Annotated in this window: 10 protein-coding genes; 1 reads left to right on the top strand and 9 read right to left on the bottom strand. The window is 56.6% G+C overall.

Annotated elements, in window-relative coordinates; all coding sequences use genetic code 11:
- Positions 1-117: 117 nt before the first annotated feature.
- Positions 118-1,602: a sodium/proline symporter PutP gene (gene putP, locus NIM72_RS04500; RefSeq protein ID WP_033732967.1), complete on the bottom strand. Its 1,485-nt coding sequence runs from the start codon at positions 1,600-1,602 to the stop codon at positions 118-120.
- A gap of 451 nt (positions 1,603-2,053) precedes the next feature.
- On the opposite strand from putP, the gene putA reads away from it, so the two are divergent.
- Positions 2,054-6,001, top strand: a complete 3,948-nt coding sequence (gene putA, locus NIM72_RS04505; protein ID WP_253418955.1) for a trifunctional transcriptional regulator/proline dehydrogenase/L-glutamate gamma-semialdehyde dehydrogenase — start codon at positions 2,054-2,056, stop codon at positions 5,999-6,001.
- An 873-nt stretch (positions 6,002-6,874) separates the two neighbouring features.
- Here putA and NIM72_RS04510 read toward each other — a convergent pair.
- The 8 genes from NIM72_RS04510 to NIM72_RS04545 all read right to left on the bottom strand — a co-directional run bounded on the left by NIM72_RS04510 (position 6,875) and on the right by NIM72_RS04545 (position 14,320).
- Complete coding sequence (locus tag NIM72_RS04510; protein WP_161736967.1) at positions 6,875-7,951, bottom strand: acyltransferase family protein; 1,077 nt, start codon at positions 7,949-7,951, stop codon at positions 6,875-6,877.
- 463 nt (positions 7,952-8,414) lie between these two features.
- The gene (tcyN, locus tag NIM72_RS04515) at positions 8,415-9,167 is read right to left on the bottom strand and encodes an L-cystine ABC transporter ATP-binding protein TcyN (RefSeq protein WP_161736968.1); all 753 of its coding nucleotides are present in this window, start codon (positions 9,165-9,167) and stop codon (positions 8,415-8,417) included.
- Complete coding sequence (gene tcyL, locus NIM72_RS04520) at positions 9,164-9,832, bottom strand: cystine ABC transporter permease (protein WP_013358251.1); 669 nt, start codon at positions 9,830-9,832, stop codon at positions 9,164-9,166. Before tcyL ends, tcyN begins: the two co-directional genes overlap by 4 nt.
- Entirely contained in the window at positions 9,832-10,632 is an 801-nt protein-coding gene (gene tcyJ, locus NIM72_RS04525) for a cystine ABC transporter substrate-binding protein (protein WP_253418958.1), read from the bottom strand. The genes tcyL and tcyJ overlap by 1 nt, the downstream gene beginning before the upstream one ends.
- A gap of 111 nt (positions 10,633-10,743) precedes the next feature.
- On the bottom strand, positions 10,744-11,730 hold the full coding sequence (locus NIM72_RS04530; RefSeq protein ID WP_161736969.1) for a D-cysteine desulfhydrase: 987 nt from the start codon (positions 11,728-11,730) through the stop codon (positions 10,744-10,746).
- Positions 11,731-11,932: 202 nt separating this feature from the next.
- Entirely contained in the window at positions 11,933-12,436 is a 504-nt protein-coding gene (fliZ, locus tag NIM72_RS04535; protein ID WP_222925356.1) for a flagella biosynthesis regulatory protein FliZ, read from the bottom strand.
- 50 nt (positions 12,437-12,486) lie between these two features.
- Positions 12,487-13,209 carry an RNA polymerase sigma factor FliA gene (locus NIM72_RS04540; RefSeq protein WP_003854529.1) on the bottom strand — a complete coding sequence of 241 codons (723 nt, stop codon included), beginning with the start codon at positions 13,207-13,209 and terminating at the stop codon, positions 12,487-12,489.
- 142 nt (positions 13,210-13,351) lie between these two features.
- Complete coding sequence (locus NIM72_RS04545) at positions 13,352-14,320, bottom strand: HNH endonuclease signature motif containing protein (protein WP_161736513.1); 969 nt, start codon at positions 14,318-14,320, stop codon at positions 13,352-13,354.
- Positions 14,321-14,468: the final 148 nt, after the last annotated feature.

Raw genomic sequence — 14,468 nt, forward strand, 5'->3', positions numbered from 1 at the left:
TTATCGCTGCGAAAAAAACAAGTTACTGGCGGAGATAATTTCATCTTTGGGTGATTTATCTTTGTAACAAAAAAAGCCCGCTCCTTACGGGGCGGGCTCTCATGACTAACGCTTCGCTTATTTGGTCTGGAACTCCGCTTCTGCGGCAGCAAAGCGCTGCTGCGCTTCGGCTGAAGGTTCACGTCCCATCAGGCTGAAGACTACAATCGCGATGCTGGCGAAGATGAAGCCAGGGATGATTTCATACAGTCCCAGCCAGCCATACTGTTTCCATACCAGCACGGTCAGCGCACCGATGATCATCCCCGCCAGCGCACCGTTGCGGTTCATACGCTTCCAGCAGACGCCAAACAGCACTACCGGACCAAACGCCGCACCAAAACCCGCCCATGCGTAGCTTACCAGGCCCAGCACACGGTTTTCCGGGTTTGACGCCAGCGCAATCGCAATCAACGCCACCAGCAGCACCATCAGACGCCCTACCCATACCAGCTCTTTCTGACTGGCATTTTTGCGCAGGAAGCCTTTATAGAGGTCTTCGGTCAGGGCGCTGGAGCAGACCAGCAGCTGACAGCTCAGCGTGGACATCACGGCTGCCAGAATCGCTGACAGCAGAATACCGGCAATCCACGGGTTGAAGAGAATGCGTGCCAGCTCGATAAAGACGCGCTCAGCGTTGTCATTGACGCCGGTTGCCAGGGTCGGGTTGTTCTGGAAGTAGGCGATACCGAAGAAACCGACGGCCACCGCGCCCGCCAGACAGAGCACCATCCACGCCATACCGATACGGCGTGCGGTGCGGATAGAGCGATGCGAATCTGCCGCCATAAAGCGCGCCAGAATATGGGGTTGCCCGAAGTAGCCCAGACCCCAGCCGAGCAGGGAGATGACCGCGACGAAGTTCAGCCCTTTGAGCATATCGAGGTTTTCAAGGCTTTTCGCCTCAATCACCGTCAGCGAATCGGACCAGCCGCCTACTGCGATAATGACAAACACCGGGGTCAGGATCAGCGCAAAAATCATCAGGCTTGCCTGAACGGTATCGGTCCAGCTCACCGCCAGGAAACCGCCCACCAGCGTATAGAGAATGGTCGCTGCTGCACCCGCCCACAGAGCCGTCTGGTAGTCCATACCAAAGGTGCTTTCAAACAGACGCGCACCGGCCACCACGCCCGAGGCGCAGTAGATGGTGAAGAATACCAGAATCACAATAGCGGAGATGACGCGCAGAATTTTACTGTGGTCTTCAAAGCGGCTGGTAAAGAAGTCCGGCAGGGTCAGCGCGTTATTGTGATGCTCGGTCTGAACACGCAGGCGACCGGCCACGATTTTCCAGTTCAGCCAGGCACCGATAGTCAGGCCAATCGCAATCCAGCTCTCAGAGATGCCGGAAATGAAAATGGCTCCCGGTAAGCCCATCAGCAGCCAGCCGCTCATATCGGATGCACCGGCAGAGAGTGCCGTGACCACGCTACCCAGACTGCGGCCACCGAGGATGTAATCATCGAAGTTTTTGGTCGAGCGATAAGCCGCAAAACCGATTAATACCATCCCAAGAATATAAACCACAAAGGTCACCAGCATCGGTGTACTTACACTCATCTGTCTCTCCACTTATTATTTGATATCCCAGAGAAATCGCCAGCTACCCGCCTGCCGGAACGGGGCAAAGCGGGTCGATTTTCTTCGTCAGGGCGTCAGTCATTTCCCAGCGGCGCGGTATCCTGCCGGAAAGGCGTTCCGCGCACAATGGATTTAACACAGGCGTTACAGTGATTTCACTAACCGTTTGTGAAAACGTGCTGATAGGTTGCACTCGCTCACAGTTATCCGGTTGTACCTCTGTATAACCGGCCGTAAACCCGCTTTTTATCGGGCCTGCCGACCTGGCGAGGATCTTGCAGCAATATCCGTGCCGCATTGCGGGATTTAACAATTGCTGATGTAAGAAGGGTGTTAACTGGCTCACATTTAACACGGTTGCACAAAGTTGCAACTTAAGTGATAGTGCAGCCAACGCCGTACTGAACCACTATTAAGGAGCTCTGGAGTCATGGCTACAACCACCATGGGTGTAAAACTGGATGACGCGACACGCGAGCGCATCAAACTGGCTGCGCAGCGAATTGATCGCACGCCACACTGGCTGATTAAACAGGCGGTCTTTAACTATCTGAGCCAGCTGGAGAGCGGCGACGCCGTGCCGGAGATCCCGCTTTCTGCCCAGGCAGCCGCGGAATCTGACGACATCCAGTCAGAGGAGACGCACCAGCCGTTCCTTGACTTCGCAGAGCAGATTTTACCTCAGTCCGTGACGCGTTCAGCGGTGACTGCCGCCTGGCGTCGCCCGGAGACCGATGCGGTACCGATGATGCTGGAGCAGGCACGGTTACCCGCGGCGCTGGCAGAGAAAACGCATCAGCTGGCTTACCAGCTTGCCGACAGGCTGCGGCACCAGAAAGGTGCAACCGGACGCGCTGGCATGGTGCAAAGCCTGCTGCAGGAGTTCTCGCTTTCTTCACATGAAGGTGTGGCGTTAATGTGTCTGGCGGAAGCGCTGTTGCGTATTCCTGACAAGCCAACGCGCGATGCGCTCATCCGCGACAAGATCAGCAACGGCAACTGGCAGTCGCATCTGGGCCGCAGCCCGTCGCTGTTTGTCAACGCCGCGACCTGGGGCCTGCTGTTTACCGGCCGTCTGGTCTCGACCCACAACGAGGCGAATCTTTCCAGCTCGCTCAACCGCATCATCGGTAAGGGCGGCGAGCCCCTGATCCGCAAAGGCGTGGATATGGCGATGCGTCTGATGGGTGAGCAGTTCGTCACCGGTGAAACCATTGCTGAAGCGCTGGCCAATGCCCGCAAGCTGGAAGAGAAAGGCTTCCGTTACTCTTACGATATGCTGGGCGAAGCGGCCCTGACCGCAGGCGATGCTAAAGCCTATCTGCTCTCTTATCAGCAGGCGATCCACGCCATCGGTAAAGCGTCGAATGGTCGTGGCATTTATGAAGGCCCGGGCATCTCCATCAAGCTCTCAGCCCTGCATCCCCGCTACAGCCGCGCACAGTATGAGCGCGTGATGGAAGAGCTCTACCCTATTCTGAAATCACTGACGCTGCTGGCCCGCTCCTATGACATCGGCATCAACATCGATGCAGAAGAAGCTGACCGCCTGGAACTGTCGCTGGATTTACTGGAAAAGCTCTGTTTCGAACCAGAGCTGGAAGGCTGGAACGGCATCGGCTTCGTGATTCAGGCCTACATGAAACGCTGTCCGTTTGTGATCGATGAGCTAATCGATCTGGCGCAGCGCAGCCGCCGTCGTCTGATGATCCGTCTGGTGAAAGGCGCGTACTGGGACAGCGAAATCAAGCGCGCCCAGATGGAAGGTCTGGAAGGCTACCCGGTTTACACCCGTAAGGTTTACACCGATATCTCTTACCTGGCCTGCGCCCGCAAACTGCTTTCTGTTCCCAGCCTGATCTATCCGCAGTTTGCTACGCACAATGCCCACACCCTGGCCGCGATTTATCAGCTGGCAGGCAACAACTACTATCCGGGGCAGTATGAGTTCCAGTGTCTGCACGGCATGGGTGAACCGCTGTATGAGCAGGTCGTCGGCAAAGTGGCGGACGGCAAGCTTAACCGTCCCTGCCGCATCTATGCGCCGGTCGGCACCCATGAAACCCTGCTGGCCTATCTGGTTCGTCGACTGCTGGAAAACGGGGCCAACACCTCGTTTGTAAACCGCATCGCTGATACCTCGCTGCCGATTGATGAGCTGGTAGCCGATCCGGTAACTGCCGTCGAGAAACTGGGTGCCAGCGAAGGCGCCATTGGCCTGCCGCATCCGAAGATCCCCCTGCCGCGTGAGCTGTATGGCGAGAACCGCGTGAACTCAGCGGGTCTGGATATGGCTAACGAGCACCGTCTCGCCTCACTCTCCAGCGCCCTGCTGAGCAGCGCTGCACAGCCCTGCCTGGCCGGGCCGATGATCGACGGTGAAGCGGGTGCGGGTGAGTTGCGCGACATTCTGAACCCGGCCGCACCGGGCGATCGTGTGGGTCAGGTACGTGAAGCCACAGAGCAGGAAGTCTCTGTGGCGCTGGATGCCGCCGTGAACAGCGGACCGATCTGGTTTGCCACCCCACCGCAGGAGCGCGCGGCGATACTGGAACGCGCTGCACAGATTATGGAAGGCCAGATGCAGCAGCTGCTTGGCATCCTGGTGCGTGAAGCGGGCAAAACGTATAACAACGCCATCGCGGAAGTGCGCGAAGCGGTGGATTTCCTCTATTACTACGCCGGTATGGTGCGTGACGATTTCGACAACGAAACCCATCGTCCACTGGGTCCGGTGGTCTGCATCAGCCCATGGAACTTCCCGCTGGCGATCTTCACCGGTCAGATTGCAGCTGCACTGGCCGCAGGTAACAGCGTGCTGGCTAAACCGGCTGAGCAGACTCCGCTGATTGCCGCGCAGGCGGTTCAGATCCTGCTGGATGCGGGTGTGCCACCAGGCGTACTGCAACTGCTGCCGGGTCAGGGAGAAACGGTGGGCGCACAGCTGACCGGTGACAATCGGGTGCGCGGCGTGATGTTTACCGGCTCAACCGCGGTCGCAACCCTGCTGCAGCGTAATCTGGCCGGTCGCCTTGACCAGCATGGTCGTCCGGTGCCGCTGATTGCGGAAACCGGCGGGATGAATGCAATGATTGTCGACTCTTCCGCGCTGACTGAGCAGGTGGTGATCGATATCGTCGCATCGGCCTTCGACAGTGCCGGACAGCGCTGTTCTGCCCTGCGTCTGCTTTGCATTCAGGAAGATGTCGCTGACCATACGCTGAAGATGCTGCGCGGCGCCATGGCGGAGTGCCGCATGGGCAATCCGGAGCGCTTCTCAACCGACATCGGCCCGGTGATTGATGCTGAGGCAAAAGCCAATATCGATCGCCATATTCAGGTGATGCGCAACAAGGGCTTCACCGTTTATCAGGCGGTACAGGATAACCCGCAGGACAGCAAAGAGTGGACCAGCGGCACCTTTGTCAAACCGACGCTGATTGAGCTGAATCAGGTCAGCGATCTGGATAAAGAAATTTTTGGACCGGTGCTGCACGTTGTGCGCTTCACGCGCAATAACCTGCCGAAGCTGGTTGAGCAGATTAACGCCTCCGGCTATGGCCTGACGCTCGGCGTGCATACCCGCATCGACGAGACCATCGCTCAGGTTACGGCCAACGCCCGTGTCGGTAACCTCTACGTTAACCGCAACATGGTGGGCGCGGTCGTGGGCGTTCAGCCGTTTGGCGGCGAAGGCTTATCCGGAACCGGTCCGAAAGCGGGCGGTCCGCTTTATCTCTACCGCCTGCTGGCCAGTCGTCCGGATGGCGCGCTGCGTCTGACCTTTGATCGTCAGGATGCTGAGCGCCCGGCAGACAGCACACTGCGTCAGTCACTGCTGGCACCGCATCAGGCGCTGAGCAACTGGGCGAAAGATAAGCCTGAACTGGCTGAACTCTGCCAGCACTATGACGAGCTGGCCCAGGCGGGCGTGGTCCGTCTGCTGCCTGGCCCGACCGGCGAGCGCAACACCTTCTCGCTGCTGCCGCGCGATCAGGTGCTTTGCCTGGCTGACAATGAGCAGGATGCATTAATCCAGCTGGCTGCTGTGACCAGCGTCGGCAGTAAAGCGCTGTGGCAGGATGATGAGCTGCATCGTGCCCTGCGGGCCTCACTGCCAGAGGCCGTGAAAGCGCGCATCACGCTGGCACGTGATCCGTTAGCGGCAGAGTTTGATGCGGTGATCTATCACGGCGATGCCGATCAGTTGCGTACGCTGTGCGAGCAGATTGCAGCGCGTGACGGCGCGATTGTCTCGGTGCAGGGCTTTGCCCGTGGCGAGACCAATCTGCTGCTTGAGCGTCTGCTGATTGAGCGCTCGCTGAGTGTGAATACCGCGGCGGCGGGTGGTAATGCGAGTCTGATGACCATTGGGTAGCGCTGAAGCTTAAGGGGCTTGTTCGCTGCGCGAACGGGCTTACAGCTGAGCTGTTGCTGTGGGTTGTTCGCTGCGCGAACGGGCTCTGAGAGGGGTTTCGTTCGCCTGGCGGATGCATGCGCTAAAGCTGGGGTGGTTCGCTGCGCGAACGGGCTCTGAGAAGGGTTTCGTTCGCCTGATCAGTTGGGCAGTTTCAGACACGCCTCTGCAGGCGACCGACAAGGGGCGCCAGTCGCCGCGCCCCTTGACCCCCGGCTCCGGCCTGCTTCACCGCCGCTTCGCGGTCCCTTCGCTTCTTCCGGATTTCTCACGGACCACCGGGACGCGCCATCCCTGGCGCGAACCCGCCTCTTCGCGACATCCCTGTCGCTCGTCCTGAAATCCCTCATCCGCTCAGCGGTTCAGATGGCCTCCCTGACCCCTCGCTGTTATTTCTTCTTTCTGTGTTGGTTACTTTATCGCTTTACGTTTCCGGGATTGGCTTTGGCTTTGGCTTTGGCTTTGGCTTTGGCTTTGGCTTTGGCTTTGGCTTTGGCTTTTCAGGTCAGCAGACAATACAGCACCAGAGAAAACAAAAGAGATAACAGGCGGGGGTTTGCCAGAGGCATCCGAAGCGCTGAGGAACAACCGGAGGCCAGGATGAGCCGACAGGACGTCGGCGAAAGGACGGTCAGCTGGCCGCAGGGCGTGACGAAGGTACCCCGCAGAGCGGGGCGCGCAGGCTGCCGGACGCCGGGATTGTTAAGGGGCGGGCATCCGCCCCTTAACGCGTCCGCCTGCACAGGCAACCTGAAACTCCCCATCACCTGGCGGGCGAAATCTTCTCAGTGCCCGCCCGCTGCACAGCGTCCTCTTCCCACTGCAAAGCGCCCCTCACCCGCCGCCAGGCACCCTCTTCATCAGCGTCGGAAACACAAACAGCGACTGCCCCACCCCGCGATTGGTCAGCGACCAGATTGCCACTGAACAGACCGAACAGAGCCCCACGATGGCCACCGGATAGAAACAGGCCCAAAGAAACGAAAACCATGCCTGCTCGAACAGATGATGCCGCTGCGCGAACAGAATCGCGGACATCCCAAAGAACTCGATGAAAATACGGTGAATGACGTAAATCTGCAGCGTATTGCGGCCCACCCAGTTGAGATAGCGCATGCTGAAATGCTGATTCAGCCAACGGCATGCAGCAATACTGAACAACACCGCCAGCACACACAGGAACAGACTCTTATCCAGACCGAATATCACATGAATACCGGCGACCGCAGCAAGTAGCGCCCAGGGCATCAGATTCTCTCGCCGCCATTCACTCAGGCGCAGCATGGTCTGGCTCCAGAACGCACCTAAAAGGAAGAACAGGAAATATTGCGCCAGACTCTGCGGACCCCAGAACGGGATCACTTTTTCGACCGCCAGATAATTCAGCAGAATCGCCACCGCCACCAGGGCCAGCTTATATTGGCGAAAAACTTTGGCACAGAGGAAATAGAGTCCCAGCCCGTAGAGATACCATGAGGTACTCATGGCCATAAAGGTCAGCTTGAGAAATTCAAACAGCGAACCGGCATAGGCGGCATTCAGATTCTGCGAAATCCGCTGGCCGGTAATTTCAGTTGAGATGCCAATGATGGACCACCACTGAATAAATCCCCACAGAATATAGAGATAAAAGAGATTAGTGATGCGACTGGTAAACACCTGTTTCCAGGGCCGGTTAATAATGCCATTGGTCGCCAGCAATCCTGACACAAAGAAAAAGGCGGGCATACGCAGCGGCGACAGGACCGTATTAAACTGTATCCATATTTCGGCGGGGATCCATCCGGCAGTGAGGTATTTCATCGTCCCTTCAAAACCCGGTAATACCGTGTGATACAGGACCACCAGCAATATGCAGGCGCCCTTAAGGGTATCTACCCACAGGATCTGGTCTGACTTAGTCTGGCTCATTCAATGACTCCTGCTATGTAGGTCAGAATGCTGGAAAGTAAAAGCGAGGAAATTAGTATTGCTTTTATGATTATCCAGCGATTATTCGCCATTGAGCCGATGATGAATGTAGCGAAACTCTTAAAAGCCGCAGGGTGGCCCTGATGCCACAGTTATTTACTCTGCAGAACGTTTCCTTACACTTATTAATCAACATGCAAATACGCTAATTATCAGCGCCACAGCCAGGATAAATGATAATAATGTTTCATATTGCAGGGAATATAAATAAGAGAAAGCGGTATCGGGAAAAACCATTAAATATCCGATGAAAGGAAAAGATTTGTCAGATGTGGCAAAAGGTTTAACAGCTGAATAATGGGTTGTGCTATTACGGCACGCATTATGCTGACAGCCGCCCGTTATCGTTAAAAAGTGAGGCCATTGAGTCGGTTAAAACTGCCTTCCCGGGAAGGCAGTGAGGTTACTGACTGAGAAACTTATCGAGGAACTGACGGGTACGCGGCTGCTGAGGATTACTGAACAACGCTTTCGCCTCGCCCTGCTCCACAATGCGCCCCTGATCCATAAAAATAGCGCGGTCAGCGACGTCGCGGGCAAAGCTCATCTCATGTGTCACAATGACCATGGTGCGTTTCTCTTCGGCCAGCGCGCGAATAGTGCTGAGCACTTCACCCACCAGCTCCGGATCCAGCGCCGAGGTCGGTTCATCAAACAGGATCACTTCAGGTCGCATTGCCAGCGCACGCGCAATCGCCACGCGCTGTTGCTGTCCACCCGACAGACGACGCGGATAGCTCTCCTCTTTACCATGCAGACCGACCTTCTCCAGCAGCGTACGGGCGCGGGCTACCGCATCCGCTTTCGGTTCGCCTTTAACGATGACCGGTCCTTCAATGATATTCTCCATCACCGAACGGTGCGGAAACAGATTGAAGTTCTGGAAGACAAACCCGACCTGCTGACGCAGACGACGCACCTGCTCTTTCTGCTTACTTTGTGCCAGCGCCGCATCTACGATGATCTCTCCAACGCGGATGGTGCCGCTGTCCGGCACTTCCAGCAGGTTGATACTGCGCAGCAGCGTGGTTTTACCCGAGCCGCTGGGACCGATAATTGCCACCACTTCACCGGCGGCCACATCAAGGTCAATGTCGTGCAGCACCCTCTGGCCGTTAAACGATTTCACCAGCTTTCTGACTTCGATGGCGCTCATTTCGACTCCGAATCCTGACGATTAACATGCTGTTCCAGCCGGTTCTGCAGCGCAGATAACACCGTTGCCATCACCCAGTAAATCAGCGAGGCGGCCAGATACATGGTGAAGACTTCCAGCGTACGTGAGGTGATCAGCTGCGCCTGACGGAACAGTTCCGGCACCTGAATGGTCGCCGCCAGCGAGGTATCCTTCACCAGGCTGATAAAGCTGTTGCCCAGCGGAGGCAGCGCGGTGCGGGCCGCCTGCGGCAGGATCACCCGGCGCAGGGTCTGCCAGCGGGTCATACCGATACTCGCCGCCGCTTCCCACTGTCCGCGTTCAATCGATGCAATCGCGCCGCGCAGTGACTCTGAAGCATACGCGGCGGTATTCAGGGAAAGACCAATCATCGCGGAGGGGATTGGATCAAGCTCGATGCCAAACTGCGGCAGGCCGTAGTAGATCATAAACAGCTGGGCGATCAGCGGCGTGCCACGGAAAATCGAGACATAGATCCGCGCCAGCCAGCGAACCGGCCAGAAGCGCGACAGACGCATCAGCGCCAGAATAAAGCCCAGCAGCAGACCAAAGAACATGCCGCCGATGCTGAGCTGCAGCGTGAACAGCGCGCCTTTTAATAAAAAAGGTGCTGAATCCAGCACCAGTTGAAGACTTTCCTGCATTATTTCGTCACGTCCGCGCCAAACCATTTCTGAGACAGCTTGCTCAGCGAGCCATCTTTCTGCATGTCAGCAATCGCCTTGTCAATCGCTTTCAGCAGATCGTCGTTGCCTTTACGCACTGCCACGCCCGATTCCTGACGTGAGAAGGCATCACCCGCAACCGCCATGGTATCGCCGGTTTTCTTGACCAGATCCAGCGCAGCCAGACGGTCAACCAGAATGGCATTCAGACGCCCAGAGCGCAGATCCTGATATTTTGTCGGGTCATCATCATAGGTACGGATGTCCACACCCTTCACGTTCTCACGCAGCCACTGTTCATAGTTGGTGCCCAGACCCACGCCCACTTTCTTGCCCGCCAGGTCGGCTGGTTTGGTGATGGTGTTCGCGTTGGCTTTCATCGTCAGCGCCTGAATACCGGAGACCGTGTATGGCGTGGAGAAGTCATACTTCTTCTTACGCTCATCAGAGATGGTGACCTGGTTGATGACGACATCAATACGCTTCGCGTCGAGTGAGGCCAGCATGCCGTCCCACTTGGTCGGTTTCAGGCTCGCCTTAACGCCCATGTGCTGCGCCAGCTGTTCCGCGAACTCCACTTCAAAGCCGGTCAGCTTGCCCTTTTCATCCTGGAAACTGAATGGCGGATAGGTGCCTTCCAGCCCCACCAGCAGCGTGCCGCGCTCTTTAATTTTGTTCAGCAGGTTTTCGGCAGCAAAGGTTTTAACGTTGACGCCTGCGATCAGCGCCACAGCCATGACGCCCATCACCATCTGACGACCTGCACGAGAAAAGGACATATTCACCCCATTATTGACAGTATTGTGTGTGTTCTTATAAGGGCAGCACCGCGAGCTGCTGCCAGTCCAGAATGATAACGCACGGAGTATAAACTGTTTTATTCGCTTGTCTCAGACCGAAGGATGATAAGCAAATAACGCCGGTGCGCCGCCCGTATGAATAAACAGCAACGGGCCTTCACGACGGAAACGATTCTGGCTGATGCCATCCAGCAATCCGGCCATCGCCTTGCCGGTATACACCGGGTCGAGCAGAATGCCTTCCAGCTGCGCCAGCAGTTTCACCGCCGCCATGCCTTCATCATTCGGCTCGCCGTAGCGCGGCGCAAAATAGTCATCCCACAGCGTGATCGGTGCCTTAGCCTCCACTTCCAGCGTCTCTGCCAGCGACTGACGCAGCCGCTCAACCAGCGGCAACTGCGCGTCGACCTGGCGTGAAACGGTGACGCCGACCAGCTCAGTTTCCGGCAGCAGATGCTCCAGACCTACCGCCAGTCCTGCATGGGTGCCGGCACTGCCCGAGGCGACAACCACGGCGGCGAAATCGACTACGCCTTCGCTCTGATGGGCGATCTCCTGCGCGCACTCTACATAGCCTAGTGCACCCAGCGCATTTGAGCCGCCGACCGGCACGATGTAAGGGCGAAATCCCTGGGCTTCCAGACGCGTGGCCTCTTCAGCCAGCTGTTCAGTGGGGTTGTGCAACGCATCCACCCTAATCACTTCCGCGTCCATCAGGTCCAGTAACAGACGGTTACCGTTGCTCAGGTAGTTTTCAGCATGGGTGCCAATCGGGTTTTCCAGCAGCGCCACACACTTCAGGCCAAGCCGGGCCGCGACGGCCGCCGTCTGACGCACATGATTAGACTGGATTGCGCCCGCGGTCAGCAGCACGTCTGCACCTTCGCGCAGCGCATCGGCTGCCAGGAATTCGAGTTTGCGCAGCTTATTGCCGCCCATCGCCACTGGTGTGAAGTCATCACGTTTGATGAAAATATCGCGACCCAGATAGTCGGAAAGCCGTGGCAGATGTTCTAACGGCGTCGGTGCGCCAAGCAGTTCAAGACGCGGGAATTGATGTAACAGATGTAAAGACAATGCTGCCTCCGGTCGGGCATGAAAATTATCCTTACAGTGTTGCAGAAGATGCGCAAAGGATCACCCTGATTCCGGTGTCCGCAGATGTGGTAATAGAGGTGAGAAGAAAGAAGCGCCGTGCTCCCCCTTCCCTTTTCCCTGGCGGGCAGGTAAGGGAGAACGTGCGGCAGGCACGCGGGGGAGCAATCGGTGCAGAACAGGCTTACGCCTGCTGCCAGCCTAAAAACTGATCGTACTTGCGCAGCGCAATACGGTAATTGTTATTACCGGCATCGGGCAGATCGCTTTCCAGACACTGATGCCAGCTATTTCCTTTAAGCCTGTCGGCCGGGAAATTTTTGGCTTTTAGCATCTCATCCAGTCGACGCAGACGCACCACATATTCACGAATCGTGCTGGGGCTCATCTCTGTCTGTTCAAACAAATATTGTTTAAACGCCATAATGTCGAAGTAATTAGGATGGGTATTACAAAAAATATCACTACAAAAACGACAAAGCGCGGTCAGTTCGGGCTGAAGTTTCAGCCACAGCTGCTCATCAATCATCTGGTCCATCCGTGCGATGGCCTCTTTATTGATGATCTGGCCACGAAAAACGAGCGCCATTCGATCTAATATCTTGCCACAGTGTGAACAGTTGCTCTGGCTGTGCTTATAGTCTTTAAGATAACGACTTAACGGTCTGGCCTTGGTCTTGGCTCCCATTACTGAGTCCCCGGTTTCTTATAATTTTGAATCGCCAGGAACTGATACTGCTAGCGCGCTCCCGCAAGTCGGGCCCGCAGGCGTTTAATCGCCTGACTGTGCAGCTGGCTGACACGGGATTCACCCACATCAAGTACCGCACCAATCTCTTTCAGGTTCAGTTCTTCCTGGTAGTACAGTGTCAGCACCATCTTTTCACGATCGGGTAACGCTTCGATCGCTTCAATGACGCGCTCACGCAGACTCCCTTCAAGCAACTGGTGAAGCGGATTAGCCTCTTCATGGCCTTCCGTCACCAGTTCCGCGCTGTCGCCGTGCTCTTCCCGATACTCGTCGTAGGAGAAAAGTTGACTATTGTTGGTGTCCAGCAGGATCTGCCGGTACTCCTCCATGGAAACATTCAGCTGCTGCGCCACTTCCTGCTCGGAAGCAGAACGCCCCAGCGACTGTTCCACTCTGTGCATTGCGCCCGCCACTTCACGTGCGTTACGACGCACGCTGCGTGGTGCCCAGTCCCGACTGCGAAGCTCGTCGAGCATTGCGCCACGAATACGCTGCACGGCGTAGGTGGTAAAAGCTGTGCCCTGGAGCGCGTCGTAACGCTCTACGGCATTTAACAGCCCTATCCCACCCGCCTGCAGCAAGTCGTCAAGCTCAACGCTGGCCGGCAGGCGAACCTGCAGACGCAACGCTTCATGGCGCACCAGCGGCACGTAGCGCTGCCAGAGCGAATGCTTGTCCATCACGCCTTCGGCGGTATAGAAATCGTTCACGTTGACTACCCTGCGTTAATGAAGTTATCGGCATGATTATCCAATTCTGTAGCGTTTTCGATTGGCTGAATAGGCGGGGTAAAACGAGGCTATTTGATTTTTGTTAAGTCAGCGTGCAGTTATTTCTGCACGCCTCCTGGAATTAACGACGGGCGCGCAGCCGTTGCCGCGTGGCGGGCGGCACCGCGGCCCACAAACTGCAAATACGCCCCTCCAGCTCCTGATACCAGGGCGCAATGTGCTGCCGCGCCTCCTCGCCGGGATGCACCTGAATCGCGCCTGATTCAGCATCAATGCTAATCAGTCGGTTAATAAATAGCCGCTGCAGATCGCTGCGTAAAAACAGGCCGTTATCGATGCTGTTGTCCGCCAGGACGCCATCATCGCCTTCCTGCGTGTCGATATGGCAGGCTTCCACCCACGGCCAGTTGTGCCGTTCGGTCAGCTCGGTGCCGGTCATCACGCAGGCACCGTAGCGGGCTTTGACACCGGCGCTGAATTCCGCCTGGCTGGCACGCTGCAGCACCCGTGCTTTGACGCGACGGCCGACTTCAGTACCCGGCATCACAGCTGCAGGGACCTTGTGCTGCGGCGTACTGAGCACCACGATGAACTGAATACGCTGCGACTGCGGAAAACAGGGGTCCGCCTGCGGATTAAAGAGCTGCCAGTAGATGTCCTCATCATCCTGATGCATCAGCACCAGTTTATAGCCGCGACTGTTTAACAGATTCTGTGCCGTGGCCGATTGTGGATCGATCATTGCGAAGACCTGACTGCTGCCCATCACTTTCCACAGATTGTCGCGCTTCTCGTTGTCGCTGCGACGAAAATAGAGGAATGAGAGATTCTGCTTAAGGTAGTGCTCAAAGCGGCGCAGATAATTTTTACGCTCGTTGTCATGGGAGATGAACAGCAGATCTTCCAGCGGACTGTTGCTCTCTTCGCGTGCGAACACCGCACGGATTTTCAGCGTGCGCAGGCCGGTAGACGGGCTAAGCAAGGCGCGCGCCGTCAGCTCTTTATCATCAGGATATTGCAGCGCATAACGCCGGGCGATCTCCTCGAAGGTCAGCCGCTCGCCCGGTAACAGGTCATAATTGAAGCGCATAGACACTCCACAAAGTTAAAATCAAAAAATGATGTTGTTCTGTGAGGAGTTATCGGCAGGCTGGAGGGGAACTGTAACGGATGGGATGATCGTCATTATCTGGCTGACTGTGCCAGGCTGTGGAAATCCATGCACCGAATGGGTACGT

The organism is Pantoea sp. B550, assembly GCF_024158165.1.
Taxonomy (GTDB): domain Bacteria; phylum Pseudomonadota; class Gammaproteobacteria; order Enterobacterales; family Enterobacteriaceae; genus Pantoea; species Pantoea alfalfae.